Consider the following 23,111-nt stretch of genomic DNA (forward strand, 5'->3'; position numbering starts at 1 on the left):
CGGTTGGCTCGCAGGCGCCATCCGTGCCGCACTTCGCCGCGCCGCGCAATCGGGCGGGCGGCCCGAGCGTCACCGGGGCGGCGACTCAGAGGGAGAACGAGGTGCCGCAACCACAGGAGGAGGTCGCCTGCGGATTCTCGATCTTGAAGGACTGGCCGATCAGGTCGTTCACGAAATCGATGGTGGCGCCGCCCATGTATTCCAGGGAGACCGGATCGACGAGCACGGTGGCCCCGTCGCGCTCGATCACGATGTCCTCCTCCGTGCGCACCCGCTCGATGTCGAAGGCGTAGGAGAAGCCCGAGCAGCCGCCGCCATTGACGGAGATGCGCAAGGAGGCGCCGGGCGGCTCCGCCCCCATGATCTCGTTGATGCGCCGGGCGGCGCGGGCGGTGAGGGTGATCTCGGACATCGTCACGCTCGATTTTTTTGGCAAGCCGGGGACAGGGAGGGCGGCCGCGCCTCGCGCGATCCCTTCCCCCGCCCTAGCTCTCAAGATATGCGCGCCCCCGTTGCGCCGCAACGCGGGTGGGCGATGCCGGCCGCGCAGGGCCGGGGCCGGCGCAGAGCGAGGGGACGAGACGTGCGGCAGAACGGCGAGCGCTGGCGGGCCCCCTACGCCACAAACCCGGCGCGGACGCGCGGGCGGCTCATCGCCGAGCCGTCCTCGCCCACGCGCAGCGACTTCCAGCGCGACCGCGACCGGATCGTGCATTCCACCGCCTTCCGGCGCCTGAAGCACAAGACCCAGGTCTTCGTGCACCACGAGGGCGACCATTACCGCACCCGGCTCACCCACACCCTGGAGGTGAGCCAGATCGCCCGGGCGCTGGCGCGGGCGCTCGGCCTCGACGAGGACCTGGCCGAGGCCCTCGCCCTGAGCCACGACCTCGGCCATACCTGCTTCGGGCATACCGGCGAGGACGCGCTGGACGCCTGCATGGCGGGCTTCGGCGGCTTCGACCACAACGCCCAGGCCCTGCGCATCGTCACCCGGCTGGAGCGGCGCTATGCCGGCTTCGACGGGCTGAACCTGACCTGGGAGACCCTGGAAGGGCTGGTGAAGCACAACGGCCCCCTCCTCACCCCGGACGGGCATCCGACGCCCCGCCACGCCCAGGGCATCCCGGCGGCGATCCTCGAATACAACGCCCTCAACGACCTGGAGCTGTCCCGCTTCGCCGGGCCGGAGGCCCAGGCGGCGGCGCTCGCCGACGACATCGCCTATGACAGCCACGACCTCGACGACGGCCTGCGCGCCGGCCTGTTCGAGCTCGAGGACCTCGCCGAGGTGCCGTTCCTGAAGGGTCTCCTCGACGAGATCGCCGCCGCCCATCCCGGGCTCGAGACCTCGCGGCGGGTGCACGAGCTGGCCCGCCGGGTGATCACCCGCTTCGTCGAGGACGTGATCGGCGAGAGCGAGCGCCGGCTCGCCGCGCTCAAGCCCCGGGACGTCGAGGCGATCCGGGCCGCCGGCGCGCCGGTCGTCGCCTTCTCCGCCGGGATCGCGGCGGCGGATGCCGACATCAAGCGCTTCCTGTTCGCGCGGATGTACCGCCACCCGGAGGTGGTGGCGGTGCGGGAGAAGGCGCAGCGGATCGTGGTCGACCTGTTCTCGGCCTTCCGGGCCGACCCGACCCGGATGCCAGCGGAATGGTGCGCGGGACTCGCCGGCGCCGAGGAGGGCCGGATCGCCCGGCGCATCGCCGACTACATCGCCGGCATGACCGACACCTATGCCGCGCTCGCCCACCGCGCCCTCTTCGCCGAGACGCCGGACCTGCTCTGGCGCCCGGCCCATCGCGGCCTGCCGCTGGCCGAACCGTGAGACCGCCCCGGCCGCGACGGGAGAGAATCGCGCGGCTTTCGTGACACCATCCCGCCCCGTTGCTATGGGCCGCCCTGACACGGCGGCTCCGGGCCAGCGGGGCCGCGCCACGGACGCAATCGATGAACATCTTCGCCCTCTTCGAGGCCCGCGTGCGCGAGGCGCTCGAATCGCTCACCCGTTCCGGCACGCTGCCCCCGGGGCTCGACCTGTCCCGCGTCGTGGTGGAGCCGCCGCGCGACCCGTCCCACGGCGATCTCGCCACCAACGCCGCCCTGGTTCTGGCCAAGGAGGCCAAGGCCAATCCGAAGGCGCTGGGCGAGGCGCTGGCGGCGGAGCTGCGCGGGGACGTGCGCGTCACCGAGGCGAGCGTGGCAGGCCCCGGCTTCATCAACCTGCGCCTCGCCCCCGGCGTGTTCCACGACGTGGTCCGGGCGGCGCTCACCGAGGGCGAGGCCTTCGGCAAGGCCAAGCTCCCCGGCGGCAGGGTCAATATCGAATACGTCTCCGCCAACCCGACCGGGCCGATGCATGTCGGCCACGGGCGCGGCGCGGTGTTCGGCGACGCGCTGGCCAACCTGCTCGCCGCCGCGGGCCGCGACGTGACCCGCGAGTACTACATCAACGATGCCGGGGCGCAGGTCGACGTGCTCGCCCGCTCCGCCTATCTGCGCTACCGCGAGGCCCTGGGCGAGGCCGTCGCCATCCCCGAGGGGCTCTATCCCGGCGACTACCTGAAGCCGGTCGGCGAAAAGCTCGCCGAGCTCCATGGCCGCGCCCTCCTCGACACGCCGGAGGCGGAGTGGCTGCCGCTGGTGCGCCGCTTCGCCATCGACGCGATGATGGACACGATCCGGGCCGATCTCGCCGCGATCGGCATCCGCCACGACGTGTTCTTCTCGGAAGCCACCCTCCAGGGCGAGAATGGCGGCAAGGTCGCGGAGCTGCTCGGCGCCCTGCGGGAGAAGGGCCTCGTCTACGAAGGCCGGCTACCCCCGCCCAAGGGCCAGCTGCCCGAGGATTGGGAGGACCGGGAGCAGACCCTGTTCCGCTCCACCGATTTCGGCGACGACGTGGACCGGCCGCTCCTGAAGTCCGACGGCTCCTACACCTACTTCGCCTCCGACATCGCCTATCACCGGGACAAGTGGCTGCGCGGGGCCGACGAGCTCATCGACGTGCTCGGCGCCGACCATGGCGGCTACGTCAAGCGCATGCAGGCGGCGGTGAAGGCGGTCAGCGACGGCCGGGCCAGCCTCGACGTGAAGCTGTGCCAGCTGGTGCGGCTGTTGCGCGCGGGCGAGCCGGTGAAGATGTCCAAGCGGGCGGGCGAGTTCGTGACGCTGCGGGACGTGATCGACGAGGTCGGGCGCGACGCGATCCGCTTCATGATGCTCTACCGCAAGAACGACGCGACCCTCGATTTCGACCTCGCCAAGGTGGTGGAGCAATCGAAGGACAACCCCGTCTTCTACGTGCAGTACGGGCATGCCCGGCGCTTCTCGGTGATGCGCCAGGCCCGGGAGGCCCTGCCGGACGAGGACTTTTCCCGCGAGGCCCTCCTGGGCGATGCCGACCTGTCCGTGCTCACCGATCCCGGCGAGGTCGAGATGATGCGGCTGATCGCCCAGTATCCCCGGGTGCTCGAATCGGCTGCCGTGGCGCACGAGCCGCACCGAATCGCGTTCTACCTCTACGAACTGGCAAGTTCGCTGCATAGTTTCTGGAACAAGGGCAAAGACTTGCCGCAATTACGGATTGTTAATCCAACCGACCGAAAGTCCACCCGGGCCCGCTTGGCCCTCGTCGAGGCCCTGGGAGGCGTGCTCGCCTCCGGCCTTTCGGTCCTCGGTGTCACCGCGCCCGAAGAGATGCGGTGAGGCGCCGGCTTTGAGAGGATGAACCATGACGACGACCGCTGCGCGCGCGCCGATCGATTTCGACGCCTTCGAGCGTGAGCTGCGTCAAACCTCTCGGAACGAACATCCGGGCGCCCCTCCCAAGGCGCCCGCGCCGCAGGCGGCCAAGTCCGATCCCCTCGCCGAGCTCGCGCGGATCGTCGGCCAGGACGATCCCTTCCGCGCCCTCCTCGAGACGCGCGGCGGCGCTCCCGCGCGGGAGCGGACGGAGCCGCGCTTCGAGGACGCGCCCGCCCCCCGGGCCGAGCCCTCGCCGGCCGATGCCTTCGACCAGTACCTCGCCTCCGTCGAGCAGAGCGCCTACGGCCATCCGGCCGCCCATGCCCCCGCCCCCGCGGACGAGCCGCACGATCCGGCCGCCTTCGAGGAGACCGACGCCGGCCACGCCGCCCCCGCCGGGCGCCGGCCCAGGGGCTCGCGCATGGTCCAGGTCGGAGCCGGCCTCGGCGTGCTCGCCCTCTGCGTCACCGGGGCCCTCGGCTGGCGCGCCTTCCATGGCGGCGGCCAGAGCGGCCCGGTCACCGTGCTCGCCGACAAGACGCCCCTGAAGGTCGCCCCGACCAATGCGGACGGCGTCGAGATCCCCGACCAGAACAAGCAGATCTACGAGCGCAACGCCAAGGACGGCCAGATCAAGATCGTCAACCGCGAGGAGCAGCCCCTCGACGTGGCCGCCGCGGCCCGCGCCGCCCAGAGCAAGGAGGCGAGCGCCCCGGGGGGCACCGGGGCCTCGACCCCGCCCCAGACCGGCCTCCTCACGGAGTCGCTGGGCGAGCCGCGCCGGGTGCGCACCGTCTCGGTGAAGCCCGACACGCCGCCGCCGGCCCCGCAGCGGGACGCGGCCGCCGAGAGCGCCAATGCCGGCCCCTCGCCGATCCCGACGATGGTGCTGCCCGACGACGAGGGCACCGCCACCCCGGCCGCCCGGCGCCCGCCCCTGCGCAACCAGCCCGCGACCCAGGCGACCGCGACGCCGGCCCCCGCCCCGACCCAGGCCGCCGAGGCGCATGCGCCCGCGACCCCGGTGCCCGCCCCGGCCCCGGTGAAGGCCAAGCCCGCCCCGCAGCGCGTCGCCGCCGTCGCCCCGGAGACCACCGCCTCCATGGCGGAGCCGGCCGCCGCCCCCGCGGCGGAGGTGACCAGCGGCCCGGTCAGCGGCTTCTCGGTGCAGCTCGGCGTGCGCAACAGCGCCGCCGAGGCCCAGGCCGCCTTCCGCCAGATGCAGGCCAAGTACAGCCAGCTCGCCGGCAAGCCCGAGCTGATCCGCCAGGCCGAGGTGAACGGCAAGACGATCTTCCGCGTCCGCGTCGGGCCGCTGGAGAAGGCGGCGGCCACCAGCCTGTGCAGCCAGCTCCAGGGCGCGGGCGGCCAGTGCTTCGTCGCCAAGAACTGACCGCCGCACCGGCGACGCGGCGCCCGCGCGCCTGACTCTCCCCGGCCACACCCGCCGGCGGCCTGCGCCGCCGTCCCCGCGGAGCGCTTGCCGCGGGGACGGGGGCGGTGTCCGATCCCGCGCGTTGACTCTCACCCGATTCGTTTGCCGACGAGCCAGCCCGAGCCAGATTCAAGACCCATGACCGCCCGTGCCCTGATCCTCGGCTGCTCCGGGACGCGCCTCCTGCCCGAGGAGGACGCCTTCTTCCGCGACGTGCGGCCCTGGGGCTTCATCCTGTTCAAGCGCAACATCGGCACGCCGGAGGAGGTGAGGGCGCTCACCGACGCCCTGCGCGACACGGTCGGCCGGGCGGACGCGCCGATCCTGATCGACCAGGAGGGCGGCCGGGTGCAGCGCATGGGGCCGCCCCACTGGCCGAAATACCCCGCCGGCAGCCGCTTCGGGCGGCTCAACGGCTCGGGCACGGCGATGGCCCGGCTCGGCGCGCGGCTGATCGCCCACGACCTGCGCGCCGTCGGCATCACCGTCGATTGCGCGCCGATCCTCGACGTGCCGGTGGAGGGCTCGGACGCCATCATCGGCGACCGCGCCTACGGCTCGCATCCCGACGTGGTCGCCGCGATCGGCCGGGCGGTGGCCGAGGGGCTGATGGACGGCGGCGTGCTGCCCGTGATCAAGCACATGCCCGGCCATGGCCGGGCCGCCTGCGACAGCCACCACGCCCTGCCGGTGGTGGAGGCGAGCCGCGACAGCCTGGAGGCCAGCGATTTCCGGCCCTTCGTCGCCCTGGCCGACATGCCCCTCGCCATGAGCGCGCATATCGTGTTCACGGCCCTCGACCCGGAGCGGCCGGCCACGCAATCGCCGACCGTGATCCGCGAGATCGTGCGCGGCCGGATCGGCTTCGACGGCCTCCTGATGACCGACGACCTCTCCATGAACGCCCTCCGGGGCTCGTTCCGGGAGCGGGCGGAGGCCTCCTTCGCCGCCGGCGTCGACGCCGTGCTCCATTGCAACGGCGCCATGGACGAGATGCGCGCCGTGGCCGAGGCCGCCCCGCTCCTCTCCGGCGACGCCCTGCGCCGGGCCGCGGCGGCGCTGGCGCGGCTGCGGCCGGATCCCGAGGGCTTCGACCTGGCCGAGGCCCGCGCCCGCTTCGAGGAAGGCCTCGCCGCCGCGGCGTGACCGGCCCTCCGGGGCGGGCCGCCTGTGACAGAGCGGCGACAGCGCGCACGGGTCATGCGGGCGCCCTGCTTGTGTTCGCCTTGCGCGATCCCTAGGTTCCCGGCCATCCGAGCAGAACGGACATCCGCCGCGCGCAAGAGGTTGTCGCTCTCCGCGCGGCGCAGGAGGTTGCCATGGGCAGCATGAGTATCTGGCACTGGGTCGTCGTCGCCGTCATCGTGATGCTGCTGTTCGGCCGCGGCAAGGTGTCGGAGCTGATGGGCGACGTCGCCAAGGGCATCAAGGCCTTCAAGAAGGGCATGGCCGACGACGAGACCCCGGGCGCGGGCAACGCCGCGCCGCCGCCGAGCAGCGGCGAGCCGATCCGCACCCTGCCGCCGCAGGGCGAGGGGCCGGGCGGCGCGCCGGGCGTCCCGCCGCAGACCCACGTGCCGGCCGGCGAGCGCAAGGCCGTCTGAGTCCCATCGGACGGGCGTTTTCGCGGGTCCCTCCCCGGGAGGCCCGCGACCGTCCTGATGGGGCGCTGACCGCGGGACGGACGACGCGATGCTGGACATGAGCTGGGGCGAGGTGATGCTGATCGGCGGCGTCGCCCTCATCGTCATCGGGCCCAAGGACCTGCCGAAGGCCCTGCGCACGCTGGGCCAGGTGACGACCAAGGTGCGCCGCATGGCGGCGGAGTTCCAGGGCCAGTTCAACGAGGCGATCCGCGAGGCCGAGCTCGACGAGATCCGCCGCGACGTCGAGGGCGTGAAGCGCTCCGTCGACAGCTACCGGCCGAACTTCAACCCGGTCGAGACCATCCGCTCGGAGATCAAGAACGCGGTCGAGGGCCGGAGCGGCAAGGCCGAGGCCCCCGCCGCCGGCAGCTACGACGTGCCCCGCCCGGAGGAGGCCGCCCCGGCCGCACCGGAGCCGGCCGCCGAGCCCGTGCCGGCCGCGAAGAAATCCTGGACGGGCGCGGTCGTGACCGAGCTCCCGAAGACCGATCCGAATTCCGCAGGCGAGGCGCCATGATCTCCGAGGCGGACGAGGCCGAGATCGAGGCCTCCCGCGCGCCCCTGCTCGATCACCTGATCGAGCTGCGCGCGCGGCTGATCAAATCGCTGATCGCCTTCGTGCTGATGTTCTTCGGGTGCTTCTTCTTCTCGAGGCAGATCTACAACATCCTCGTGCACCCCTACGTCGCCGTGGTGGGGGCCGAGAACGCGAAGCTGATCGCGACGCATTTCCTCGAGCAGGTCTTCACCAACATCAAGCTCAGCGTGTTCGGGGCGGCCTTCCTGGCCTTCCCGGTGATCGCCACGCAGATCTACGCCTTCGTGGCGCCGGGCCTCTACCGCAACGAGCGCCGGGCCTTCCTGCCCTACCTGATCGCGACCCCGATCTTCTTCGTGCTCGGCGCGCTGGTGGTGTTCTTCCTGGCGATGCCGCTGCTGATCCAGTTCTCGGTCTCGCTGCAGCAGGTGGGGGTCGAGGGCGAGCCGACGATCGCGCTCCTGCCCAAGGTCGACGAGTATCTCTCGCTGATCATGACCCTGATCTTCGCCTTCGGCCTCGCCTTCCAGATGCCGGTGATCCTGACGCTGCTCGGCCAGATCGGGGTGATCGACGCGGCCTTCCTGCGGGAGAAGCGCCGTTACGCCATCGTGCTGGTCTTCGTGGCCGCGGCGGTGCTGACCCCGCCCGACGTGATCTCGCAGCTCTCGCTGGCGATCCCCATGCTGCTCCTCTACGAGGCCTCGGTGTTCTCGGTGAGCCAGATGGAGAAGCGCCGCAAGACGCAGCGCAAGGCCGAGGGGCTGGAGGACTGACGGCCGCGGCCCCGCGCCGCCGGCCGTTCCCCCGCTTTCCGGCCGGGCGCCCCGGCGGCCGAGGTTGACGCTGCCGCGGCGGCGATCCTAGACAGGCATCCCGCCCCCCGGCCCGGCCGGCGGCGGCGGGGAAGGGTGGCCGAGTGGTTTAAGGCAGCGGTCTTGAAAACCGCCGTGGGGGCAACTCCACCGTGGGTTCGAATCCCACCCCTTCCGCCACCGCCTAAATTCCAGACATAAGCAATCACAGAGACTTAGCGTCGGTTTCTTGACAAGTCGTACCCTTATGGGGGACGATATCGTCTAACGTTTCGTCCAACGCAGGCCGATTCCTTGGGCGACAGCAGCCGACCTCCGAAGCCCGACTTCCTGACCGCCCGACAAGGCATCTGGCACTATGCCCGGCGAGTGCCTGCCGCTTTCGTCGAGGTCGATCCTCGCGGCGTCATCCGACAGTCCACCAAGATCCGGGTGGTCGACGACCCGCGCAAGGTGCGGGCCCGTCGCGCAGCGCATCAGATCAACGAGGAGCTTGAGACGTTCTGGCGCGCCAGCCTCAGTGGGAAGCAGGCGGACGCCCAGGCCCGCTACGACCAAGCGCGGATCATGGCTCGCCGCCTAGGCTTCGAATACCTCGGCGCCACCGATGTCGCACGTCTGCCCGTGGCGGAGATCTTGAAGCGTGTTGAAGCGCTTGCGGAGACGGCCGGACCGGAGGACAGGGTTTCCGAGGCCGCAGCGCTCGGCGGCGTGGCTCCGCCCAAGCTGATGGTCTCGGACCTGTTCGCCGAATTCGAGAAGCTGTCCAAGGCCGAATTGCACGACCTCTCCCCCAACCAGAGGCGCAAATGGGCCAACCCGAAGAAGCGGGCCGTCGCGAACTTCATCTCGCTGGTCGGCGACCTGGAGGTTACGCGGGTCACACGCAACAACGCGCTCGACTTCCGGGATTGGTGGCAGGGTCGGATCCTGGATGAGGACATGGATCCCGACACGGCCAACAAGGATTTTGGGCACCTCGCCACCATGTTCCGCGCGATCGATCGTGCCCGGCGGCTCGGACTCGCGCCCGTCTTTTCGGAGATGCGCATCAAGGGCGGCGGCAAAGGCCAGCGCGTGGCTTTCGATCCAGCCTTTGTCCAGGCCAGGCACCTAGAGCCCGGCGCACTGGAGGGGCTCAACGATGAAGCCCGGCTCATCGTCTACCTGCTCGTCGAAACTGGGCTGCGGCTTTCGGAGGCCTGCAACCTCACCGCCGAGACCATCTGCCTGGACGCGGCGATACCGCACGTGAAGGTCCGGCCGGACGGGCGGCGCATGAAGACCGATCAGTCAGAACGCGATATCCCGTTGGTCGGGGTCTCACTGATGGCGGCGAAGGCGAGCCCTCACGGGTTCCCGCGCTACCGCGACAAGGCGGCCTCGCTCTCGGCACTCGTCAACAAGATGATGAGCGGGCGCAAGCTTCTACCCCAGCAAGGGCAGACGCTCTACTCGTTCCGGCACACCTTCGAGGATCGCCTGACGGCCGTCGAAGCGCCCGACAAAGTCGCGGCGGCACTGATGGGCCACAAGTACCACCGGCCGCGCTACGGCACCGGCCCGAGCCTCGCGCAGAAGCTTGAATGGCTTCAGCGGATCGCTCTCAAGCCGCCTTCGACCGTGTGAGCGGCGAGAAGGCGCCGAGCGCGATCCCGCGGCAGTTCTCGCCGGCGGCACTCGGCCAGCTCCTCTTCCAGCCGGTCGAGAATCGGCACATAGACCTCGCCCTCATCATCCCGCGCCACGATATATGCGAGGTAGCGGAGGGCCCGCTCAATCCGCTCGGGCGTGACCGCCTCTTCCCTCATGGCGTTTCCTGAAGCGGGTCGAGCAGCAGCTTCGCGACCGTACTGGCGGCATGAAGCACGCCTACACTTAAAGCCGCGAGGTCGCGTTCGCTCATTCGGCACCCGCCCGACGCTGAGCATCACGTACTTGGTGGCACTGAGCCACGACACGCTCCAGCCAAGCTACTTGAGTGTTCGTCGGCCACAGGCCGCCCTTCTTGATCTGCTCCAGCAGCTTGATCTCGAACTCGCGCAAGAACCGCCCGCCGTACCGCTTCGGGATCTTGCGATTCAGTTCGAGGCAGTGACGACCGACCTCGCGCCAAGTTTCGACGCGCTCGGTGGTATATAGACATAGGCCGAAGCGCGGGCTTGAGGCGTCTGGGTGCGTGGGATGCAGGCCATTTTGCGTCGCCTGCCAGAACACGTTCGCGTAGTTGAACCCAGGCGTGGCATATGCCGCGTTGCGCCAAACCTCATTCCGCACCGGCGATCTTGAGCGAATGCTGGCTGCCAACGCATGCATGTCAAGGTTGGCAGCCTTCAGCGTGCGCTCAATAGCGTGCGCTGCCGCGACCACCTCGCCGTCATGATTGCTTGTCAACAGCAAGATTTGCTTCTGCAGCTTCTCGACGACATCAGGCGGGATCATGTTGCACTAACCTCTTGTTTTTTCTTGCGAATCTTGGATGCGGCGCTTTCTTCGTCTTCTAGTATTGCAATATCACAGTATTCTTCAATGAGGAATTTTGGAACCCACTTTGGTACATCAATGACTTTGTCTGTCGCAGAGGAAGCGTCCAATCCACGCGAGACGGATTTGGACTGCTTCTTCATGGCGCGAAACCAGACAGCAGCGAGACCACGCCAAACTGGGACGGTGTGAATGGAAGCGTGCTCTTTGGCTTCCTTCATAGCGATCTTGATCGGATGCGCCTGGATTGCACGGGCCGCAGCAGCGCGGTCGATCGGGCTGAAATCCTCATTGGTAATGAGGTGCTGTAGCGCGCGAATATGCGAGGCGGAGATCGGGGCTAGATCCGCATCCGCCAGGGTCTGCAATACCCAAGTGGCATCGCTCTCATCCTCGCTACGGACGAGCGCCTTCACCGCGCTCAGGGCGATGGTTGTACGGGGACGGTAGACCGCTCGGGCAGGCGGCAGCCTGAGCAGCTCGACGCCCGCTGCCAGACAGATCCGGTTGACCTCAAGCGCATCGGCGTCGCCCGCTGCGGCGGCGGCGACGTGCATTTGGGGGGCCGTGATCGCCACCCGATCCCGGTTGTGGCCGATGAAGGCCTGAGCGCGATCTATCTGCGCCACGGCGTCAACGACGATGACGGGAATAGTTTCGATGCCCGGGTGGGTTTCTGCGGCGATGGCAGTGTGTTGCCCGTCGATCACCTCAAGGCCTTCTTCCGTCCATGCCACCACTGGGGGCTTGAACCGACGCCAGTCCCAGCCCTCGACGATGCGCCGAATGAGCTTGAGGGAGGCCTGGGAAAGGTCGCGCTGATACCCTTCATCGATCAGCAACTCGCCAGGCGCGATCCACGTCAGCTCGGGCTTGGCGGTTGGAGGATGGCCGGGTTGCGCGTCCGGCATGTCCAGCGCTACGACACGTCTCCTCATGGCCGCGCTCCTGGATTGTCGCACCATAGGGGGTTGCAATCAGGCGCTCCGAAGAGGTCCGGTAGCGCAGCCTCCACGACCTGCGTCAGGGTCGTCAGCAGTTCGTCCTCGGCGCATTTGGCGTTGCCGCGGATCTCCTCATCAAGCACCGCCAGATCCTCGGGCTGGCCGCTAGCGATGTAGGCTTCGCCCGAGATGAAGCCCTGCAGCACCATGTCGACGACCATGACGCCGATGCGCTCTCGCATCTGGGGCGTGAGGCTGCGCCAGCCAGCGACAATATCGACGATGTCGGGGATGCGCTTCGGACGCTCCCAAGGAGCATTTCGATTTGCCCGACCAAGTCTCTCATCTGTCGGGGATTTTTGCTCACAGCATGCTGAAAAACAGCCTTTTGATTCGCAGGCGAGCACTGCCTTGGCGACGTGACGCATATAGAGGCCGCCAGAAGGCAGGCATTCGTCCCTTTCTGCCTCCGCAGCGTAGCGTTCGACCAAGGCATGGAGCCCCCGCAGCGTGGTCGGCATGACCTCTGCGATTTGCTGGAATGCCGTCCTTTCGGCGTCGGCGGCGGCGTTCGCGCGGCCCATCTGGGCGGCGCTGCTCTCGTCCAGGTCGTCGAGAGCAGCCAAGTGCGTGCCACGCGCGAGATCAACGGCAGCGATGGCGGCGAAGATCGGGTCCGTCACGCCTCGATCCTCCCCAAGCCTGGTTTGCCGCCGCGGTCGAAGAACCGCGCGACTAGCAACAGCAGGAGGGCGGCAGGCTCCTCTCTCGTGTAACGGTCCCGGGCCCATGCGAAGACGGCGCCGGGGGACATGCGGGTGCCAGGGTTGAACATGCCGATCTGGGCACCCTGCTCGACAGTAAGGCGAACCGCGGGATCAGCCAGAAGCGCATCGAGGCTTTTTGCAGTCCAAGTTCGGCCGAGAGCATCCACGTAGCCTGAACGTCTCATTCGCCTTCCCTTCCGTTTTGAAACAAGGACGGGTTGAGTTCGGCGGCATGCGCCCAAATCTCTGTGATCACTTCCGGCGACAGCAGATCTCCCGCGGCTTTGACGAAGGCCTTCCGCTTACCGTCCATCATTAGAGTAGAAGGATCGGGCCAAGCGATGCGCCTTTCTGCCCGGCGCAACTCGGCAATACGCTTCTGCACTGCCGGCCTCTGGCGGCGCTTCTTCTTCAGCGCCGACTCAGCACGCTTGCGCCAGAACGGGTCTCGGCTGCCGTTGTCGAAGCCAAGCTGATCCTCGATATTGAGGATAGCCCCGTCGATATCATCGAGGACGCGCTGTCCCTCTTCGGCGGTCACGATGTCGTCGAGATGGATCTCGCCGCCGCCGGAGAGGAGAATAAGGTTGACTCCGCGGACCTGAGCCTCGGCCGGGGCAGAGGTGCTCATGCGGCCCCTCCCTCGTAGCCGGCCCAGCGGATCTGAGCGTCGGCAGCGACCATGGCTGCCATCGCCGGCTCAGCGGTGCCGTCGTCCTCAGCCTCCGCTTCCCCGTCCAGATCGTCGAGGTAGGCGATGAGGCGGGCGGCGGCATCGAGAGCCTGCTCAATGGACATCTCAATGCGGCGGCGGAGGGCGGCCCGGTTGACGGGCCGCTGAGAAATAAGGGAGACGACGTTGCTCATTTCGCCCCCCACGTCGCGGAGATCTCGCTCATCAAATCAGCGTCGAGACGATATTCGCAGTCCAACTCGTGGCGGAGACGGTCGCAGAGGATGATATCGCGCTCGTCCGCGTCTGCTGGCTGGCGCCGGCTCATCTCTCTTATGACGTCGTCGGCGAGGAACGAGAACCGATCCTCTTCCGCTTTAACGAGCGCAGAAAGATTTTTACCAGATCTCGTTTGACCAAAACCTTCCAAAGCGCGTTGCTGTTGACGGGATATCCCGTACAGACTCGACAGTTCAAACACCGAGAATTTGGATAGGTCGTATCCCCGAGCCGCAGGAACTTCGGATGCCGTCCGAATAGATTCGACAGAACTGCGCAATGCACCCCAGATGTCAGGTGCATCCGTCATGCCAGTATAATTTTGATACTGCCTACCAATATAATCAATGAATAGCCACAACTCGTGAAGGCAAAGAGGGCGAACAGTAAAAAGTTTCCGCCATGCTTCGTTAGCCTGATTTATAGCATCAGACCAAACCAAATCAGATACATTTTGTTGTTCCCCAGAAATCGGTTCTCCGTCAAGATCTAGTCCTGCATCATAACGAGCACAGGCGATATTTTCGGCTTCCCTTGCACGCTCATGGTCTTTAATGGCCCCAAGTATCTTCAATGTGTTGTCATAATATGCGTCCGCCATTTCGATGCGGATATCGCCGCCAAAATGTTGCTTCACGGCACTGCACATGGTCGACAGCGCTACCAGTGCGTCATTGTCGTGCTGCACCACCCCGTTGCGAGCCACCGCGCCCGGCAGATAATCAGCGAGAGCGATGATCCCTGCGGATGTGGTAGGGATCGTCAGGCACAAATTTTCGAAGGCATCCGATTCGATGCGCTCAGGTGCCTGAGCCTCGTTTACGGCTACGGTGTAGGCGGGATCCGTGATGAGGAGATTCGACACGGTTCGAAAGTGCGGAAGCCACGCCGCGTAGGCCTTTTTATGTATTTCGATGGCCGCAAAAGCAGGGTCTGTGCGCCCCTCGTTCTCGTCGGCATCGTCATCTCGATCAGGATATGCGAGCGCAAAGAATTCGTTGACCCGAGTGTCCCGTAGCGCCTCCTGAAACCGCAGATCACGCTCTTTCGTCAAAATGAGAAGCTCATGCAGATCGGAGTCAGGCGTCGCCTCCATAGCCACGGCCATGTCATTCGACGCAGCGGTTGAATAGTCTCCGGCCAGGGCACCAAGGACCATTTCTGTGGTCCACAACCATACATCGCCTAGGCGTAGGCGCTCCAAGGTGGCATCGGGGAGGCGCGTGCGATGGTCGAATTCGGCATTGGCAGCGCGCCACGCCGCCATTGCCTCCGGAGACCCAGGAGCCGGAGGCTCAGCCTCAGAGCGCTGCTCGATTTTTCGATTTGGCGCGGTGTTGTTCCCGCGGACAGCGTCGTGATGAGGGACCAGCACACCAATGACTGTGCCGACAATCCGAGCCTGTAGTTGCGTGGCGGAGTAGGGGCCGTCGCTGGAGAAAAGAATGCCACCTGAGCGCGCCTTCGCTTCACTGCGCTTGGCGAGATCAGCGCTACCGGGAAGGTTGATCGGATCGACGAACCAGTAATCCGGATTGCAATGGTCGGCCGGCCGAAATCGGGCGAGCGAGATGGACCGAAACCCGTTCGACCACTCGAATACGTACAGACCACCATCACGAAGATCGCGAGCGGTCGCATCGAAAATTGCGGTCTCGCCAACCCGTAGCGTGGGATAGGCAGAAGCGTCACGAACCTCGAACTCGCCCATATCCTCAGGGCAAGAGGCCATGACCTTCAGCTTTTCCGGAGCACGTCGGTGCAGACCAAAAACGTCGAGCGGAATATGCACCCCGACGATTCTGTGCGCACGCTCTACGGTCCGGCCATCGATATGGCCGAGCCGTCCCGTCGATGGTTCGATTGCCTCGACCAACGAGGAAACACCGGACCCGACGCAAAGATCGAACATGCCGGGGACGAAATTGTGCGTAAGGTCCCAGATCTCTGGCCGGTTGTTGCGGTAAAGCACAGCTAGCCCCGCGCCGGTCGGCGGAGTCGGCTCGACGATGACGGTGCTGCCCGGAGGAGCCAAGAGGCCGGCACCGTCCTTATTGACGATCAGGCCATAGCTCTTCTCGCCGTGAGGGATATCGGTACGGATGAAGCCGAGCGGAGCCGCCGCCTTCTGCGCCTGGGCTGCAGCGGCAGGATCACCGAGTATTTCGGCACCTGCGTTATCTGCCGGGCGCTTACTCGAAGTTTCACTGGACGCGTGACGCGCAGCGGTCTTCGTCGGGAAAGGGCCCTCTACCGGCTCCGCACCGTCTGCCTGCCGATACCAGCCCCGCGCCAGAACACCGCCGCTTCCGTCCGCTTTTACGCTCTTGCCGCGGTTACCGCTGGCATAGAACAGAGTGGCCCCGTCACGCTCCGCAGTTCCAAAATGGACCGTCGCGGACATATCGTTTCGTGTGGCTGCACATGCACTCATAGGGAAGCTCCGCCCAAGATGACGGAGGGGAGATTAGTACCCTAAAAGTGTACAGGTCAACCCCTCAAAGGGTACATTGGGCGAAGGAGTCGAGGCCGATCTGTGTCGCGCCCATGAGCTGCACCTTGTAGGATTGGCACTGCGAACAGGACATGCGCTGCCGCTCCAGGAAGGCGCTGGCGAGCAATTCATCGACTTCGCGAGGTGCGTCCTCAACATTTGGGACGCTCAGATTGTGAGCAGTCACCCTCTTGCAGTTCCCGCACCGAACGTGGAGCCTGAAACACGCGACGGCCTCCATCACCTCTCCCCGCCCAAACTCATTCCCACATTGTTCCTGCGAGTGCGGCGGGTGTCCAATTTACGGCCGTGGATTCCCCCAACGAATTTTTCTCGAAGGCGGATTAAGGACGCTTGATGCGGTAGCGAGGGATCGACGCCGAGACCGACCTAGCAATGGCGATTACCTCGACCTTCGTCTCGTCGTTCGGTTCTGCATCGATCGGCACAACGATAGGCTTGTGTCGCGGATTCGTTGAACGCGGGCAGAACGCGATCTCGGTCTCCCCCATCTCGACCTCCTTCACCGACCACTCACGGGTGAGACCGCCGTCGCGTGTCCGCTGCACGATCACGGTCATGCCGTCGCTGAGCGGGACATCGGCATCCTGGAAGTCGACGCAGATCAACCGGTAGCCGTCGAGGAGCGGCGGGACGGCGGCATTCATCGAATCCCCTTGGACGGTGAAGGCGACACGCTTGGCTTTAGGAAAGTCTGGATCCGGCTCGTCGAAAATCAGTTCAGGCTCCTCGCCCGTATCCTCAAGCTCGTCTACCTCACGAAACGCGCCGGCCTCCGCCTTTCCGACAACTGGAATTGGGACGAGCCGGTTTCGAAGGGCAATGACGGTCGAATCAGGTGACGCGTTTGGCGGCCGGGCCTGTCCCCGCGCTTCCGCGCTGGCCAGGACGCGACCGACATGATCCCGGATACTAATGTCGAGCGCCGGGTCCGAGACAGAGCCGGCCTCGCCGAAGACTTGCCACATCGGCACCCCGAAGGCCTTGGCCGCCAGCTCGATCGTGTGCGCCGTCAGGCCGCGCTCGTTACGCTCCAGTTTCACGTAGTGGCTGCGCGACACGCCCATCCGGTCGGCCGCCTCGCTCTGGGTCCAGCCGCGCCGCTCGCGGAGTTCTCTTAGGGTATGTGACATGGGAAAAGGGATAACCTCGCAAAGGGTTAGAGGTCGCTCCCCTAGTGGTGTACTCGTCGCGCTCCCACATAGGGGTTGCAGAACGTACCCTGAGCGTGTACTTACGTCGGCCATGCTGCTTAAAGACTTTATGCGTGCGGAAGGGCTGACAGACGCTGCGATGGCCGACCTGATCGGCGATATCGGAGCGCTCACGGTTCGGAAGCTACGATTTCGGGCCCGGGGTCCGTCGATCCGCGTTGCCGCGCGGATTCACGAGATCACCGGCGGGCGCGTCACGCCGCCTGAGATGCAACCGAAAAGAAAGTCGGCCTCGCCGAGCTTGGTGTCCCCGCGCCCGGCAGCCGCACCCGAGGGCGCTCCGTTGTGAGCCCTTCAGCGCTGCATCACCATGCTGCGCATTGGCGCGTTCGCGCGCTCCCAAGGGGCATGGTGCCGCTCCTCCTGGCGACCGTGCTCCTGGCGTTTCGCCTTCACAGCCGCCCGATTCTGTTGCCCGCTCGCGCTCGCCAAAGCATCGCGGCCGACAGTCTCGAAGCGGCTTAGTTCAACGTTCCGGGTCGCCATCTGGAAGTCTTCTCCTGCGGTCGAGGAGCAATCCACCACAGGAGAGACCCAAGGTGTCGGAATATTCACCCACGATCGCGGGACGACGTCCCGAACGTCAGGCAATCGTCATGTCCACCGCCCAGGCCGAAGCTCGCACGCTTGTCGAACTCATCGCTGGCCCGCTGCGACTCGGCGAGAACGTCAAGGCTGCGCTCGCACGGGTCGCCCTCGTCACCGGCATCGGCGATCGTCGCATCCGCGGGATTTGGAACAACGAGGCTCGGATCATCCGGGCCGAAGAGATGGACCGCCTTCGCCAGGTGGCCCTCGACGCGCGTACCCGAGAGGAATTGGACAGTGCCTATCGCGCCCACCTCGCCCGGCTCCGGGCGTGCCAAGAGGCCCTTCGCGTTCCGTCTGCGCTCGAAAACCGCACAGGCCCTGATGGAGAGCGCCGGGTGGCTGGCGGTGCTGATCGCGCCCTGGACCGGACAGCAGCCTGATGCCACGCCGCGCTCCGATCGCGAGCCGCCGATTCCGTGAGGTAACGGCTGACGAGGGCCGGCAACCTCCGGGTTACCCGAAAGCTCAATCCAGAACTTAGGCCGCGATGCTTTCTGCACCGCGCCGCCGTCTTCTTATGCCCTCTTCAGAGGTTGCCGCCATGAGCGTCGTGGATCTCGCAGCGGAACGCGATCGGCGTGAAGCAGAAGCTTGGGATCGCTTCGTCGCAGCGAAGACCCGAGCGGATCGGACGCTGCGGATCGAGGATGGGCGCGAGGCGGCCAAGGCTTGGTCCGCATTCCTCGAACTGTTCCAGACCCCAGCACAGACGGCTTGGATCAAGGGTGCCGCGGCAAGGTTTGAGAAGCGGACATGACAATTAAGGTCCCAACCGGCGAGATCCTGCCGCCGCAGGCGATCGATTCAGAGCAATCGCTGCTCGGTGCCGTCATCATCAACAACGACGCCCTCGACCTCGCTCGCCAGCATGTCCAGCCGGAAGACTTTGTGGAGCCGGTGCATCAGCACATCTTCGCCGTCATGTGCGCGCGCCGGGATGCCGGCGAACCGATCGACCGGAAGCTGATGCTGTCGGTCCTCGGCAATGCCGATCTCGGCGGCGTCACGGTCGGCAGTTACCTCGCCCGCCTCGTGGCCGAGGCGATCACGGTCTCCGGCGCGCCCGGCTATGCCCGCCTGATCGCTCAGGCCGCGCAGATGCGGAGGGTGCTTGCCACCGCACAGGAAGCCGTGGCGGCGATGACGTCCGGTTCTGTGCACGCGCCCTCGTCTTATGCCGCCGGCATGATCGAGGCATTGGACGACGTCGCCAGCGCTGGCTTGGCGGAGCACGCGCGGCGCGTCACGCTTGGAAAAAGCGCGACTAAGGCGCTAGACCGTGTGATGCAGGCCCGGCAGGGCAAGTTCAGGCGCGGCGTGTCCTTCGGGGTCCCGGCGCTCGATGCCGCTACTTTGGGCATGGGGCCCGGGCAGTTCATCGTGCTCGCTGGCCGGCCCGGTATGGGCAAGACCCTGGTCGCACTGCATTTCGCGCTTGCCGCAGCCCGGACCGCCGGTGTCGTCGGTTTCTTCTCCCTCGAAATGGAAGCGGAGGAGCTGGCGGAGCGGGTTCTGGCTGCCCTGGCCTACGATCCCCGTGCGTTTGATCAAATCAGCTACCGCGCCATCGCAGAGGCCTGCAGCCTGTCCGATGACGCGCTTCGGCGCCTGCGGGACGCGCGAGACTTCTCGGAGAAGCTGCCGCTATGGATTGAGCCGCAGGCTGGCATCACGTTGGCGCAGATAGCCTCCCGTGCGCGTCAGATGCGGCTCCGAGCGGAGCGCCAAGGCCTACCGCTGGCGGCAATCATCGTGGACCACATCGGGCTCGTGCGTCCGTCCAAGCGTTACGCCGGCAATCGCGTTCAGGAAATGACGGAGATCTCGACCGGGCTGAAGGGACTAGCGAAAGAACTGGGGGCTCCGATTCTCGGACTGTCGCAGCTCAACCGCGAAGTTGAGAAGCGACAGGAGAGGCGGCCGCAGCTCTCAGACCTGCGCGAATCCGGATCCATTGAGCAGGACGCTGACGTTGTGCTCGGCCTGTACCGCGAGGCTTATTACCTTGAGCACAAGGCGAACCTGACGGATCCTGAGGTCGACAACCTCGCTCGCCTGCAGCACGTCCTAGAAATTGAGATCCTGAAGCAGCGCTCGGGCCCGTGCCGGCGCATCGAGTGCTTCTGCGACATTGCATGTAACGTGCTCGCGGAGGCGCGTTGATGGTCGGCTTCTACAAGCACGACATCCCGGCCTGGATGGACGGGACGGAGGCGTTGAGCGACGGCGCGTATCGGGTCTATCACGTCGTCGTGCAGCTCATCATGCTGAACGAAGGCCCGATCACGCTGAACACGCGAGGTCTCGCCGGCCGCTGCAACCAGACTCTCAAGATTTTTCAGCGCCACCTCGACGAGTTGGTCGCGTCCGGAAAGCTTACCCTCGAAGACGGCCGGATCAGCAATGACCGGGCCGCCCGTGAACTCGATTCCGTGCGAAAAAATCGGGAAAATGCGGGAAAAGGCGGAAAAATCTCGCGGCAGCAGCGGAAAACTCCGGCTGACCTAGAAAATGACGCCGATAAGCCCTTGAAAAACAACGACTACACCGAAGCGCCGCTTAATAATGATCGAAGCCTAAAAGAGAAGAGAAGAGAAGATACCCCTATAGTCCCCAAGGGGACGGATCCAGAAGGCTTCGCCGAATTTTGGGCAGCCTATCCTAAGAGATCGGGGGACAATCCTCGGAAGACAGCCGTGAAGGCTTACGGCGGAGCAATCCGACGAGGGGCGACCCGAGCGAGGATCATGGAGGGCGTGCGCCGCTACGCAGCACAGCTTGCCGAGGGCGGGAAGATCGGCACCGAGTTTGTCGCACAGGCTGCGACATGGCTGAACCAGGACAGATTCGAACCGCCCTCTGGCTATGCTGATCCGCCTAGTGGTCGGCCCCAAGACCACGCCTCGTTCTTGGCCAACCTCACGGATGAGGACTGGCGCCGCCATGTCCAGCAATGGCGCCGGACCGGAGGCCAATGGCTGCTCGCACAGCGCACGCCTCCGCCGGACGATGCCAGAACCCGAGTTCCGCAAGCCATTCTGAACGAATTCGCGATCCAGCCCGGCAGAACCGTCTGGGCAACCGCAAGCTGAAAAGAGCAGGAAACAGAGGCATGAGCCGCTCCGGAAAGAGGCAGCGTGAGCGGGCCAGGCGGCAGCGTCGGGCCCTGAGGAAGGCGGAGATGCGGGCGGCGGGCGGCCAATCCCTCTCCTCAGGACTTGCGGCCGGCGCCTCTGAGCCGATCCGAGGCTCTGAGGGGGTAGCCATCGACGCCTCTCTGCGCTGGCATCTTGCCCGTACCGGTCCGCACCTCGGCAGGTTGGGTCGAAAGACCCTAGACGAGTCATTGCAGAACCTTGCCGTTCCAGCCTTCCAACCGCGAGCATCGTTGATTGTTGTGCGCCGTGGCCGACGTGTGGTCCGACACGTACCTCTGCTGATCCGGACGCTGATCATCGGCGTGCGTGACGGCGCCCATTTGGAGGAGGTGCAGGCTCTGCCCGGCATCTCCGAGATTGTCAGCCAGCCGGAACCGGAGGCGGAGACCATTGGCAACGTGCCCGGCATGGTGATGAAGCCCGCGCGTCTCGACCCCAAAAGCCTACAGCGCTTCCTCGACGCCGTAGCCAGGAACGAGATCGTGCAGCCGGTCGGGATCAAGATTGGTGACAGTGTGATTGTGCGGGAGGGGCCGTTCGCGAGCTTTCCCGGCATCGTCGAGGAAATCCTGCCCGGAGACTTCGTCAAGGTAGGTGTTAGCATCTTCGGCCGCTCGACCCCGGTAAGGCTTGGGATTGCCGATTTGCAGAGGATCTAATATATCTGCAAATGTCGTCGCTTAACTCTCCCTGATGGGATTGATGTGGAGCCGCGACGGAGACGGGCTGCACCGCTTCTCTGCTTCGGAGGCTGGTCCCATAAACAGTACCCTCCAAGTGCACTGTTTATGCGATACGTTCCTTAGTCGTTCCGGATGGCTTCAGACACGGCAAGGAGATCAGCCAGGGCACTGCGTAAGCAGCGCATCTAGGACGCCTCCTCCTTCCTGGCACCAAGTTCCATGTGTTCGGCGTAGAGCAGCCCGGTAGCTCGCTAGGCTCATAACCTGGAGGTCGTCGGTTCGAATCCGACCGCCGCAACCACTTCACCGAGGATTGGCCGATGCCCGCATGGAACGCCATCGAGACGGCTCCGAAAGATCGCAAGGTGGATCTCTGGGCCAAGATCTGGCTTGCGGATGGAGACCGCTTCGTCGGTGAGCGATATCCCGATTGCCGGTGGGACAGTGGCGACAGCATGTGCAACCGCTCCGCGTCGTGGAGCGGCTTGCCGAAGGGGTGGCGGGCAACGCACTGGATGGAGCGACCTGACGCGCCCGAAGGCGCACCGGCTCGCCTCTGATCAAGATCGACTAGAGCCAACCCGGCCGAAGTTTTCCCCCAAACCGGGGAAAACCTATCCGCTGGTGGAATAGGTCGAGGAGACATCACCTACTCGACGCCGGCCGCTCCGCATCGAGGCTCGACAAAACCCCGATCTCTGAGAAGCGAAGCTCAGCCGCTCTACGGCCCGGGGCGGGTGTCCCCCGATCTGAGGAGCCCCCCTCCGAGCACGTTGCCGAGTGGATCAGGCTGACGGATGCAGAGGTTTTGTCGCAAGTTGCGACAAAACCCTATGGAGGCCATCCTGAAGGCAGAAATATCGCGTCAACCTGACGCAAAATTCCGTGTCGGTCGGCCGGAAGGTGGAGTAAGGGCAGCGGCCCGCGATCTCAGGCTGAACGAACCCACGGATGCAGACGATAAACTGGCTCAAGTTGAGCCAGTTTCGGGCGGTAGAGGCCGGTCTTAAACTGTCGCAAGTTGCGACGGTTTCGGTGCAAGTTGCACCAAAACCCTCTGGCGGCCGGCCGCCGCAGGCTTGGGGATACTGAAGCCGATATGGGAAATCCCATAACGGAGCGGGATCAAAGGGTTAGCTTGGCGACCAACAACCGCAAAATCTGCGGTAGTTCGGCGCTCGCCGGTCTGGTGCTCCTTGAGGCGGCGGTCCTTGCGATCCTCCTTGCGGTTCTCGGGCCGTACCGAGCCGCCAAAGTAGGCGCCGTCGATCTCGACCTCGCCCGCAAGGCCAAAGCCCTTCATCTCGGCGCCAAGCGATTCGCGCAGCTTGTGCGCGAGAACCCAGGCCGTCTTGTAGGACACGGACAGGTCTCGGCCGAGTTGCAGGGCCGACAGCCCTTTGACCGCGTTCACGAAGATCGCAACTGCGCCGCACAGGTCCATGAACGACAGCTTGCGGCTGGCGAAGATGGTGCCGCTCGTTACCGAGTACTGCTTGCCGCAACCCGCGCACTTGAAGCCTCCATCGAGAATGGAAGAACTGGCACGCACCCACCCGGCCAATGGCCCATCGCCGGGCGGAACGAGTACAGGCAGGCAGATCATAGACTACCTCGAACGG

24 protein-coding genes, 2 tRNA genes and 1 pseudogene are annotated in these 23,111 nt (G+C 65.8%); 16 read left to right on the forward strand and 11 right to left on the reverse strand.

Annotated elements, in window-relative coordinates; translation table 11 throughout:
- Positions 1 to 85: 85 nt before the first annotated feature.
- Positions 86 to 412: a HesB/IscA family protein gene (locus MMB17_RS18335; RefSeq protein WP_238311202.1), complete on the reverse strand. Its 327-nt coding sequence runs from the start codon at positions 410 to 412 to the stop codon at positions 86 to 88.
- Positions 413 to 535: 123 nt separating this feature from the next.
- Here MMB17_RS18335 and MMB17_RS18340 point away from each other — a divergent pair, with 123 nt between their 5' ends.
- The 9 genes from MMB17_RS18340 (at position 536) to MMB17_RS18380 (ending at position 9,810) form a co-directional block, all read left to right on the forward strand.
- Positions 536 to 1,828, forward strand: coding sequence for a deoxyguanosinetriphosphate triphosphohydrolase (locus MMB17_RS18340; protein WP_238311203.1), 1,293 nt, complete (start codon positions 536 to 538; stop codon positions 1,826 to 1,828).
- Between the two features lie 122 nt (positions 1,829 to 1,950).
- A complete protein-coding gene (gene argS / locus MMB17_RS18345; protein ID WP_241099812.1) occupies positions 1,951 to 3,708 on the forward strand; it encodes an arginine--tRNA ligase in 1,758 nt (585 codons plus the stop codon).
- Positions 3,709 to 3,733: 25 nt separating this feature from the next.
- Entirely contained in the window at positions 3,734 to 5,140 is a 1,407-nt protein-coding gene (locus MMB17_RS18350; RefSeq protein WP_241099813.1) for an SPOR domain-containing protein, read from the forward strand.
- A 180-nt stretch (positions 5,141 to 5,320) separates the two neighbouring features.
- Positions 5,321 to 6,328, forward strand: a complete 1,008-nt coding sequence (gene nagZ / locus MMB17_RS18355; protein ID WP_241099814.1) for a beta-N-acetylhexosaminidase — start codon at positions 5,321 to 5,323, stop codon at positions 6,326 to 6,328.
- 173 nt (positions 6,329 to 6,501) lie between these two features.
- A complete protein-coding gene (locus MMB17_RS18360) occupies positions 6,502 to 6,786 on the forward strand; it encodes a twin-arginine translocase TatA/TatE family subunit (protein ID WP_241099815.1) in 285 nt (94 codons plus the stop codon).
- 88 nt (positions 6,787 to 6,874) lie between these two features.
- Positions 6,875 to 7,345 (forward strand): Sec-independent protein translocase protein TatB, encoded by a 471-nt coding sequence (gene tatB, locus MMB17_RS18365; RefSeq protein ID WP_241099816.1) that lies wholly within the window; start codon positions 6,875 to 6,877, stop codon positions 7,343 to 7,345.
- Positions 7,342 to 8,142, forward strand: a complete 801-nt coding sequence (gene tatC / locus MMB17_RS18370) for a twin-arginine translocase subunit TatC (protein WP_241099817.1) — start codon at positions 7,342 to 7,344, stop codon at positions 8,140 to 8,142. The genes tatB and tatC overlap by 4 nt, the downstream gene beginning before the upstream one ends.
- 129 nt (positions 8,143 to 8,271) lie before the next feature.
- Positions 8,272 to 8,361 (forward strand) — tRNA-Ser (locus tag MMB17_RS18375).
- Positions 8,362 to 8,475: 114 nt separating this feature from the next.
- Complete coding sequence (locus tag MMB17_RS18380) at positions 8,476 to 9,810, forward strand: site-specific integrase (RefSeq protein ID WP_241099818.1); 1,335 nt, start codon at positions 8,476 to 8,478, stop codon at positions 9,808 to 9,810.
- Here MMB17_RS18380 and MMB17_RS18385 read toward each other — a convergent pair.
- The 9 genes from MMB17_RS18385 to MMB17_RS18425 form a co-directional block, all read right to left on the reverse strand.
- A complete protein-coding gene (locus tag MMB17_RS18385) occupies positions 9,774 to 9,992 on the reverse strand; it encodes a hypothetical protein (RefSeq protein ID WP_241099819.1) in 219 nt (72 codons plus the stop codon). The genes MMB17_RS18380 and MMB17_RS18385 overlap by 37 nt on opposite strands.
- A gap of 91 nt (positions 9,993 to 10,083) precedes the next feature.
- Positions 10,084 to 10,623 carry a hypothetical protein gene (locus tag MMB17_RS18390; RefSeq protein WP_241099820.1) on the reverse strand — a complete coding sequence of 180 codons (540 nt, stop codon included), beginning with the start codon at positions 10,621 to 10,623 and terminating at the stop codon, positions 10,084 to 10,086.
- On the reverse strand, positions 10,620 to 11,603 hold the full coding sequence (locus MMB17_RS18395) for a DUF6551 family protein (RefSeq protein ID WP_241099821.1): 984 nt from the start codon (positions 11,601 to 11,603) through the stop codon (positions 10,620 to 10,622). Before MMB17_RS18395 ends, MMB17_RS18390 begins: the two co-directional genes overlap by 4 nt.
- A complete protein-coding gene (locus MMB17_RS18400) occupies positions 11,600 to 12,292 on the reverse strand; it encodes a hypothetical protein (RefSeq protein WP_241099822.1) in 693 nt (230 codons plus the stop codon). The genes MMB17_RS18395 and MMB17_RS18400 overlap by 4 nt, the downstream gene beginning before the upstream one ends.
- Positions 12,293 to 12,557: 265 nt before the next feature.
- A complete protein-coding gene (locus MMB17_RS18405) occupies positions 12,558 to 13,007 on the reverse strand; it encodes a hypothetical protein (protein ID WP_241099823.1) in 450 nt (149 codons plus the stop codon).
- Positions 13,004 to 13,243, reverse strand: a complete 240-nt coding sequence (locus tag MMB17_RS18410; RefSeq protein ID WP_241099824.1) for a hypothetical protein — start codon at positions 13,241 to 13,243, stop codon at positions 13,004 to 13,006. Before MMB17_RS18410 ends, MMB17_RS18405 begins: the two co-directional genes overlap by 4 nt.
- Positions 13,240 to 15,732: a hypothetical protein gene (locus MMB17_RS18415; protein ID WP_241099825.1), complete on the reverse strand. Its 2,493-nt coding sequence runs from the start codon at positions 15,730 to 15,732 to the stop codon at positions 13,240 to 13,242. Before MMB17_RS18415 ends, MMB17_RS18410 begins: the two co-directional genes overlap by 4 nt.
- Before the next feature lie 434 nt (positions 15,733 to 16,166).
- A complete protein-coding gene (locus MMB17_RS18420; protein WP_241099826.1) occupies positions 16,167 to 16,976 on the reverse strand; it encodes a helix-turn-helix domain-containing protein in 810 nt (269 codons plus the stop codon).
- A gap of 375 nt (positions 16,977 to 17,351) precedes the next feature.
- Positions 17,352 to 17,543, reverse strand: coding sequence for a hypothetical protein (locus tag MMB17_RS18425; protein ID WP_241099827.1), 192 nt, complete (start codon positions 17,541 to 17,543; stop codon positions 17,352 to 17,354).
- Positions 17,544 to 17,653: 110 nt separating this feature from the next.
- Between MMB17_RS18425 and MMB17_RS18430 the strand changes: the two genes are divergently transcribed.
- From MMB17_RS18430 to MMB17_RS18460, 7 genes are all read left to right on the forward strand, one after another.
- Positions 17,654 to 18,028, forward strand: coding sequence for a hypothetical protein (locus MMB17_RS18430; RefSeq protein ID WP_241099828.1), 375 nt, complete (start codon positions 17,654 to 17,656; stop codon positions 18,026 to 18,028).
- Positions 18,029 to 18,189: 161 nt separating this feature from the next.
- Positions 18,190 to 18,405: a hypothetical protein gene (locus MMB17_RS18435; RefSeq protein ID WP_241099829.1), complete on the forward strand. Its 216-nt coding sequence runs from the start codon at positions 18,190 to 18,192 to the stop codon at positions 18,403 to 18,405.
- Positions 18,402 to 19,811, forward strand: coding sequence for a replicative DNA helicase (locus MMB17_RS18440; protein ID WP_241099830.1), 1,410 nt, complete (start codon positions 18,402 to 18,404; stop codon positions 19,809 to 19,811). The genes MMB17_RS18435 and MMB17_RS18440 overlap by 4 nt, the downstream gene beginning before the upstream one ends.
- On the forward strand, positions 19,811 to 20,740 hold the full coding sequence (locus tag MMB17_RS18445; RefSeq protein ID WP_241099831.1) for a DUF1376 domain-containing protein: 930 nt from the start codon (positions 19,811 to 19,813) through the stop codon (positions 20,738 to 20,740). The genes MMB17_RS18440 and MMB17_RS18445 overlap by 1 nt, the downstream gene beginning before the upstream one ends.
- Positions 20,741 to 20,760: 20 nt before the next feature.
- Positions 20,761 to 21,465 carry a transcription termination/antitermination protein NusG gene (gene nusG, locus MMB17_RS18450; protein ID WP_241099832.1) on the forward strand — a complete coding sequence of 235 codons (705 nt, stop codon included), beginning with the start codon at positions 20,761 to 20,763 and terminating at the stop codon, positions 21,463 to 21,465.
- Positions 21,466 to 21,713: 248 nt separating this feature from the next.
- Positions 21,714 to 21,790: transfer RNA gene (locus MMB17_RS18455), tRNA-Met, on the forward strand.
- A gap of 19 nt (positions 21,791 to 21,809) precedes the next feature.
- Positions 21,810 to 22,049, forward strand: coding sequence for a hypothetical protein (locus MMB17_RS18460; protein WP_241099833.1), 240 nt, complete (start codon positions 21,810 to 21,812; stop codon positions 22,047 to 22,049).
- 611 nt (positions 22,050 to 22,660) lie between these two features.
- Here MMB17_RS18460 and MMB17_RS18465 read toward each other — a convergent pair.
- Positions 22,661 to 23,008, reverse strand: a pseudogene (locus tag MMB17_RS18465) (IS1595 family transposase); the annotation flags it as partial.
- Between the last annotated feature and the right edge of the window lie 103 nt (positions 23,009 to 23,111).

The organism is Methylobacterium organophilum (genome assembly GCF_022533465.1).
Classification (GTDB): Bacteria; Pseudomonadota; Alphaproteobacteria; order Rhizobiales; family Beijerinckiaceae; genus Methylobacterium; species Methylobacterium organophilum.

Excerpts from the sequence above, each read along its gene's own strand:
- MMB17_RS18405 (WP_241099823.1), bottom strand. The coding sequence starts at position 13,007 with ATGAGCACCTCTGCCCCGGCCGAGGCTCAGGTCCGCGGAGTCAACCTT.
- MMB17_RS18410 (WP_241099824.1), bottom strand. The coding sequence starts at position 13,243 with ATGAGCAACGTCGTCTCCCTTATTTCTCAGCGGCCCGTCAACCGGGCC.
- MMB17_RS18425 (WP_241099827.1), bottom strand. The coding sequence starts at position 17,543 with ATGGCGACCCGGAACGTTGAACTAAGCCGCTTCGAGACTGTCGGCCGC.
- tatB (WP_241099816.1), top strand. The coding sequence starts at position 6,875 with ATGCTGGACATGAGCTGGGGCGAGGTGATGCTGATCGGCGGCGTCGCC.
- MMB17_RS18395 (WP_241099821.1), bottom strand. The coding sequence starts at position 11,603 with ATGAGGAGACGTGTCGTAGCGCTGGACATGCCGGACGCGCAACCCGGC.
- MMB17_RS18440 (WP_241099830.1), top strand. The coding sequence starts at position 18,402 with ATGACAATTAAGGTCCCAACCGGCGAGATCCTGCCGCCGCAGGCGATC.
- MMB17_RS18385 (WP_241099819.1), bottom strand. The coding sequence starts at position 9,992 with ATGAGGGAAGAGGCGGTCACGCCCGAGCGGATTGAGCGGGCCCTCCGC.
- MMB17_RS18435 (WP_241099829.1), top strand. The coding sequence starts at position 18,190 with ATGAGCGTCGTGGATCTCGCAGCGGAACGCGATCGGCGTGAAGCAGAA.
- MMB17_RS18460 (WP_241099833.1), top strand. The coding sequence starts at position 21,810 with ATGCCCGCATGGAACGCCATCGAGACGGCTCCGAAAGATCGCAAGGTG.
- MMB17_RS18390 (WP_241099820.1), bottom strand. The coding sequence starts at position 10,623 with ATGATCCCGCCTGATGTCGTCGAGAAGCTGCAGAAGCAAATCTTGCTG.
- MMB17_RS18350 (WP_241099813.1), top strand. The coding sequence starts at position 3,734 with ATGACGACGACCGCTGCGCGCGCGCCGATCGATTTCGACGCCTTCGAG.
- argS (WP_241099812.1), top strand. The coding sequence starts at position 1,951 with ATGAACATCTTCGCCCTCTTCGAGGCCCGCGTGCGCGAGGCGCTCGAA.
- MMB17_RS18335 (WP_238311202.1), bottom strand. The coding sequence starts at position 412 with ATGTCCGAGATCACCCTCACCGCCCGCGCCGCCCGGCGCATCAACGAG.
- MMB17_RS18340 (WP_238311203.1), top strand. The coding sequence starts at position 536 with ATGCCGGCCGCGCAGGGCCGGGGCCGGCGCAGAGCGAGGGGACGAGAC.
- nusG (WP_241099832.1), top strand. The coding sequence starts at position 20,761 with ATGAGCCGCTCCGGAAAGAGGCAGCGTGAGCGGGCCAGGCGGCAGCGT.
- MMB17_RS18420 (WP_241099826.1), bottom strand. The coding sequence starts at position 16,976 with ATGTCACATACCCTAAGAGAACTCCGCGAGCGGCGCGGCTGGACCCAG.
- tatC (WP_241099817.1), top strand. The coding sequence starts at position 7,342 with ATGATCTCCGAGGCGGACGAGGCCGAGATCGAGGCCTCCCGCGCGCCC.
- MMB17_RS18360 (WP_241099815.1), top strand. The coding sequence starts at position 6,502 with ATGGGCAGCATGAGTATCTGGCACTGGGTCGTCGTCGCCGTCATCGTG.
- nagZ (WP_241099814.1), top strand. The coding sequence starts at position 5,321 with ATGACCGCCCGTGCCCTGATCCTCGGCTGCTCCGGGACGCGCCTCCTG.
- MMB17_RS18430 (WP_241099828.1), top strand. The coding sequence starts at position 17,654 with ATGTCCACCGCCCAGGCCGAAGCTCGCACGCTTGTCGAACTCATCGCT.
- MMB17_RS18445 (WP_241099831.1), top strand. The coding sequence starts at position 19,811 with ATGGTCGGCTTCTACAAGCACGACATCCCGGCCTGGATGGACGGGACG.
- MMB17_RS18415 (WP_241099825.1), bottom strand. The coding sequence starts at position 15,732 with ATGTCCGCGACGGTCCATTTTGGAACTGCGGAGCGTGACGGGGCCACT.